Source organism: Fictibacillus aquaticus, assembly GCF_002245695.1.
GTDB lineage: Bacteria > Bacillota > Bacilli > Bacillales > Fictibacillaceae > Fictibacillus > Fictibacillus aquaticus.
Map to the genome: position 1 here is coordinate 1 of NZ_NOII01000095.1, position 4896 is coordinate 4896.

Below are 4896 nucleotides of genomic sequence, written 5' to 3' on the forward strand. Positions count from 1 at the left end.
CGCTATTCGGAGGAGAGAATGCAGAACACAGACAAGCCTAGAAAAAAGATCGAGATGTCTCATATCGGCGGATAAACAAAACTATGTGTGGCCGTTATGGGGGTCCGGTACCATCTGCGAGAAGTGCTGGTTTATTCATAGGAAGATGCAAGTAGTACCGTACCCCAGCATACCCCAAGGCCCGTTAAACAAAAAAGCTTGTCTGCAAGGAAGTAGAACCTTGCAGACAAGCTTTTAAACTGCTTTTCTAAACTTGAACACAAACCCGATCACGAAAGAAATCAGTGTCATAATCAGAAGAGCCAAAGAAATCGTGCTGACCATACCGTTCAGTCCAAGAGCGTGGTATATCTGTGCGCAGATTGCAAGAGGTATCGCAAAGAATAGAAATGTCATGCCGAACAAAGCGTTACGTGCCTTAAGCAGCTCTGTTTTATGCGCAACATCCAGCACTTTTAACGCTAAGATCCAAAATGCGCTTGTCACCGACCAGAACAAAAGCATTGAGGAAAAGAATGATGTTGTTGTCAGGCCGCTTACCTGTTCAAAAAACATATCAATTCTTCCCCAAACCATGAATGCCTGGTATAAGCCGCTCACAAAAAGCAATCCTAAAAAAAACAATGCTGCTTCAAAACCTGGTTGTTTTTTCATATAGAACTTATTCTCCTTCCCCAAAAAAATAGCCTTTAAACGCCGTTTTTATAATTTTAAATTATTTTACTATATTTTCATGGTATTTTCAAAGAGTATTTTGACTTTTTGACAATTTTACACAATTTAAAATGATGGTTTAACATTGTCATATGAATGAAAACCATTTATCATGTCTGTTAGTGATAATAAAGAAAACTTACGAAATAGGTGAAAAAATGGATTTTCTTTTACTATTGAAAGCGATCATTCTAGGTATCGTCGAAGGTCTCACAGAATTTGCCCCTGTTTCCTCAACTGGACACATGATCCTTGTGGATGACATGTGGCTGAAATCAAAGGAGTTTCTCGGAAAATACCCAGCAAACACCTTCAAGGTTGTCATCCAGCTTGGATCGATCCTCGCTGTCGTGATCGTCTTCTGGAAACGTTTCATGGATATGCTTGCTCTAAGAAGCCTCTTTAAGAAAAATAAAACACTTGTTGATAAAGCAGAACAGCAGCAGCGCCTTAAACTTTCTCAAGTTATTGTAGGGCTTCTTCCTGCGGGAATTCTAGGTGTATTGTTCGAGGATTATATAGATGAACATTTATTTACCATGAATACAGTGCTAATTGGTCTTGTCATTGGTGCGGTATTCATGATTATTGCAGATATTGCTGGACCGAAAACACCGCTCGTGCATACTGTCGATGAAATATCGTACAAGCAGGCTTTCTTTGTAGGCTTGTTCCAATGTTTCTCCCTTTGGCCAGGATTTTCACGTTCCGGTTCAACGATTTCAGGGGGAGTAATTTTAGGCTTGAGCCACCGCGCAGCTGCCGATTTCACGTTTATCATGGCTGTTCCGATCATGGCCGGTGCCAGCTTGATCTCCCTGCTTAAAAACTGGCAGTACTTCAATGTAGATTACCTGCCGTTCTTCCTAGCTGGATTCGTCAGCGCATTCATATTCGCGCTGATCTCCATTCGTTTCTTCTTGGCAGTAATCACAAAAGTAAGGCTCATCCCATTTGCTATCTATCGCATTGTTCTCGCAGGAGCCATTTACCTCCTATTCTTTTAAACAACATTAAAGAGAAAAGCCCCGGGGCTTTTCTCTTTTTTTTTTGAAACAAATATTCGCTAAAACCAAGTACAAGAACCAAACCAGTCTGGGTACCGGATCCCGATGCTGGAAGTTTAAGATAACTCATTAAGGGAAAAAGTGATAAAGTTATCAGAATTTTTCGTATCTATAGTAAAGAGGTGAATGGTTTGCCAGATTCTTGTCGTGTCAAAGTTAATGGTGCTGAAGTGGAAGCACTGAAGGATCAGACAATATTGAACCTGCTCTCAGACAGTTCAGCGCAGGTTCCCCATGTATGCTATCATCCGAGTCTCGGACCGATCGAAACGTGTGACACGTGCATCGTCAAGGTGAACGGCGAGTTTGTGCGTGCCTGCTCGACTAAACTGAATGAAGGAGATGAAGTGGACACCGTCTCGGATGATGTTAAAGAAGCACAGGTCATCGGGATGGACCGGATTTTGTTCAATCATGAGCTTTATTGCACAGTGTGTGATTACAACAATGGCGGATGCGAGGTTCATAACACTGTAAAGGAAATGAAGGTCAATCATCAAAGTATTCCGTTCGATCACAAGCCGTATGAAGCGGATCGATCGAATCCTTTTTACCGGTATGATCCTGATCAGTGTATCCTTTGCGGCCGCTGTGTAGAAGCCTGTCAGGATGTACAAGTAACAGAGACCCTTTCCATCGATTGGGAGAGGGAACGCCCGCGTGTCATTTGGGATAATGACGTTCCGATCAATGAGTCGTCATGTGTATCATGCGGCCACTGTTCGACGGTCTGTCCTTGCAACGCCATGATGGAAAAAGGGATGGAGGGAGAGGCCGGTTACATGACTGGCATAAACCGAGAGACACTCCGTCCGATGATCGAAATCACGAAAAGCGTGGAAACCGGCTACGGCTCTATTCTCGCAATCTCTGATATGGAAGCTGCCATGCGCGAACAGCGCATCAAGAAAACGAAGACCGTCTGTACATATTGCGGAGTAGGCTGCAGTTTTGACGTGTGGACGAAGGACAGACAGATTTTAAAAGTAGAGCCGTCGATTGATGCGCCGGCAAACGGAATTTCTACATGTGTGAAGGGGAAATTTGGATGGGATTTCGTCAATAGCGAAGAGCGCCTCACAAAGCCGCTGATCAGAGAAGGCGATTCGTTCCGCGAGGCATCATGGGAAGAAGCGCTGAATCTTATTGCTTCTAAATTTACAGATATTAAAGAAAAATACGGCTCACAATCAATGAGCTTCATCAGCTCTTCAAAGTGTACGAACGAAGAATCGTATTTGATGCAGAAGCTGGCACGCGGAGTTATTGGTACAAACAACATTGACAACTGTTCCCGCTACTGCCAGACTCCAGCAACGATGGGGCTGTTTCGAACGGTCGGACATGGAGGAGACTCAGGAACGATTAAGGATATCGAACGGTCAGAGCTTGTGATTATCATCGGTGCTAACACAGCAGAATCACATCCGGTGCTGGCTACCCGCGTCAAGCGTTCACACAAACTGAAAGGGCAGAAGCTGATCGTCGCAGATCTTCGCAAGCATGAGATGGCAGAGCGCGCTGACCTTTTCATCCAGCCGCGTGCCGGGTCAGATCTCGTCTGGCTGTCTGCCGTGACCAAATACATATTGGATAAAGGCTGGGCAGATGAAGATTTTTTAAGAAATCATGTAAACGGGCTGGCTGAATACAGTGAGAACCTGCAAAAGTTTACGCTCGAATACGCTGAGAAAGCGACCGGACTATCAAAGGAAACGCTCATAACGATAGCTGAAACGATTCACAAAGCAAAAAGTGCGTGCATTCTATGGGCGATGGGCGTGACACAGCATTCTGGAGGAAGCGATACGAGCACCGCGATATCTAACCTTCTGCTCGTTACTGGCAACTATGGCCGTCCGAACTGTGGATCGTATCCGCTGCGCGGACATAACAACGTGCAGGGAGCGAGTGATTTTGGCAGCATGCCGGACCGTCTTCCATCCTATGAAAAAGTGGCAGACGAAAAAGTGAGAGCAAAATATGAAGCGGCATGGGGAGTGAAGATTCCTGATGAGCCTGGACTTAATAACCATGAGATGGTTCAAGGCATCATTGATGGGAATGTAAAATGCATGTATTTAAAAGGAGAAGACATGGGCATAGTCGATTCCAACATCAATCACGTACATGCTGCCTTTGAAAAGCTTGAGTTCTTCGTTGTCCAGGATTTATTCCTTACCCGTACAGCACAGTTCGCAGATGTCGTGCTGCCGGCAAGCCCGAGCCTTGAGAAGGAAGGCACATTCACGAATACAGAGCGAAGAATTCAACGGTTGTATCAAGTGATGGAACCGCTTGGCGATTCAAGGCCGGACTGGCAAATCATCATGGATATCGCGAACCGCCTCGGTGCCGGATGGAACTATGATCATCCGAGCGACATCATGGCTGAAGCAGCTCAGCTTGCTCCATTGTTTGCCGGCGTTTCGTATGAGCGTCTAGAAGGATACAACAGCCTGCAATGGCCGGTTGCAGCAGACGGAACCGATACACCGGTTCTATTTTTAGACGGCTTTCCGTTTCCTGATAAAAAAGCAAGACTGTATCCTGTTGACTGGACAATACCTGTTGAGTTCGGTGAAGAGTATGATATCCATGTAAATAATGGGCGGCTGCTTGAACATTTCCATGAAGGAAACATGACCTATCAATCTAAAGGCATCACTTCTAAGACACCAAGAGCCTGGCTCGAGGTCTCATATGAACTGGCTGCCGAGCGGGGCATAAAAGACGGGACACTCGTCCGCCTGAGTTCGCCGTACGGCAATGTGAAGGTTCACTGCCTCATCACGGACAGAGTGAAGGGGAAGGAAGTGTATTTGCCGATGAACGATCAGGGCGAAGCAGCTATCAATCTGCTGACGAGCAGCTATGCCGACAAAGATACCGATACACCCGCTTACAAGGAAACAAGTGCCAAACTCGAAATTTTACAAGAGGAAGGCGTGAACCCGCTTCCGAAGACAAACTTCAGAAACGGAAATCCGCAGCCGCAAATCGGTGTCGGAGTAGAGCGGAAATGGGCGAGAAAGGATTATATTTTCCCGGGAAATGTCGTAAAAAAGGAGCGAAACCAGCATGGCAAAGGCCATTAAGAATGTCCGAAAACTAA

At 45.5% G+C, this 4896-nt stretch carries 3 protein-coding genes; 2 read left to right on the forward strand and 1 reads right to left on the reverse strand.

Annotated elements, in window-relative coordinates:
• Positions 1-234: 234 nt before the first annotated feature.
• Positions 235-654, reverse strand: coding sequence for a hypothetical protein (locus CGZ90_RS20185; RefSeq protein ID WP_094254257.1), 420 nt, complete (start codon positions 652-654; stop codon positions 235-237).
• A gap of 218 nt (positions 655-872) precedes the next feature.
• Here CGZ90_RS20185 and CGZ90_RS20190 point away from each other — a divergent pair, with 218 nt between their 5' ends.
• Positions 873-1721: an undecaprenyl-diphosphate phosphatase gene (locus CGZ90_RS20190; RefSeq protein WP_094254258.1), complete on the forward strand. Its 849-nt coding sequence runs from the start codon at positions 873-875 to the stop codon at positions 1719-1721.
• A 191-nt stretch (positions 1722-1912) separates the two neighbouring features.
• A complete protein-coding gene (gene fdhF, locus CGZ90_RS20195) occupies positions 1913-4879 on the forward strand; it encodes a formate dehydrogenase subunit alpha (protein WP_094254259.1) in 2967 nt (988 codons plus the stop codon).
• Positions 4880-4896: the final 17 nt, after the last annotated feature.

Bases quoted from the DNA above. Each gene is read 5' to 3' on its own strand.
- CGZ90_RS20185 (WP_094254257.1), bottom strand. From the start codon at position 654: ATGAAAAAACAACCAGGTTTTGAAGCAGCATTGTTTTTTTTAGGATTG.
- CGZ90_RS20190 (WP_094254258.1), top strand. From the start codon at position 873: ATGGATTTTCTTTTACTATTGAAAGCGATCATTCTAGGTATCGTCGAA.